Origin of the sequence: Sphaerospermopsis reniformis (genome assembly GCF_005402885.1) — a bacterium.
GTDB classification, from domain to species: Bacteria; Cyanobacteriota; Cyanobacteriia; order Cyanobacteriales; family Nostocaceae; genus Sphaerospermopsis; species Sphaerospermopsis kisseleviana.
On the sequence record NZ_BJCE01000495.1, the window covers coordinates 1 to 1,131 of the forward strand.

2 protein-coding genes are annotated in these 1,131 nt (G+C 35.6%); both read left to right on the forward strand.

The window, feature by feature from the left end; genetic code table 11:
• The first annotated feature begins 7 nt into the window (after positions 1–7).
• Positions 8–100 carry a DegT/DnrJ/EryC1/StrS family aminotransferase gene (locus FFR48_RS30705; protein ID WP_371851496.1) on the forward strand — a complete coding sequence of 31 codons (93 nt, stop codon included), beginning with the start codon at positions 8–10 and terminating at the stop codon, positions 98–100.
• 185 nt (positions 101–285) lie between these two features.
• Positions 286–876, forward strand: a complete 591-nt coding sequence (locus FFR48_RS27995) for a hypothetical protein (protein ID WP_137669587.1) — start codon at positions 286–288, stop codon at positions 874–876.
• The last annotated feature ends 255 nt before the right edge of the window (positions 877–1,131 follow it).

Here is a 1,131-nt window from a genome sequence, read left to right on the forward strand (position 1 = left end):
AAAGGAAATTGTTGAATTTGCCCAAAAACATGATTTATGGTTAATAGAAGATAACTGTGATGCTTTGGGAAGCCTTTATCAAGGGAAATTAGCTAGTTAATCATTTGCTAACTTTCGCTAACTTAAAAACTTTCCAAACAACCTCTAATATACGAAGCTAGACGAGTGATATCATCAAAAACATTGGTAATTGGTAATTGGTAATTGGTAATTGGTAATTGGTAATTGGTAATTGGTAATCGACATGAGAATAAATCAATATCTGGAAATAGAGGATGAAAATCAATGACAATCAAAATCAAGACAATCAAAATCAAACCTATTGCTCATCTTGAAGTGAAGGGCTTAATCTTAACTTTCATACTCACAGCTTTCATATCTGAAACTGCCCAAGCTCAATCTATCCCCACGATCAATATTCCTACCATAACAGCACCAAATATCTCTGTTGTTAAACCATCAATTAACATCCCAAAACCTAACATCCCAAAACCAACTGTCACAATTCCCAATGTAACTCCATCTACACCTACTGTACCAGTTCCCAAAGCCGCTCAAATCACAATACCATCAGTTATTGAGGTCAATGGTACAGCAAATAATACACGCCCTAGCTTTGTTTCTGCTATCAAGAAAGACAGTAGTTCAAATCAGATTAGTACAGGAAGAGGAAGTAGCACAATTAATATTCCCCCTGCTAATCTTCCTATTCCCTCTGCAACTACAACAGTATCTACTATTAATGTAGTTTTACCCTCTACAAAGATTGTTCCTGTTGCAGATGTCAATTTTAATGTCACCACAACTGACATTCCTTCTCTTGGTTCTCTGATCAACACTGTTAATCTCTCCTTCCCATTACCAGTTTTAGACTAATTTTTGGTTGATTTGATTAATTTTTCCATCAATAGACCTCTCCGAAAAAGATGTAGGGACAATTCATAAATTGTCCCTACCAAGGGTTTCAGGTTATGAGTAGAAAAACCTTGCAGTTTGTTGGTTTTTAGGGTTTGCTGAATAAACCTAAAACCTTGATATATCAAAGGTTAGAGGCTGATAAACACAGAAATTAGTCCAAGGGTTTTGAAGGGTATACCGGAAAAAGTGTGCATTTTTTGGGATTTCAAGAGA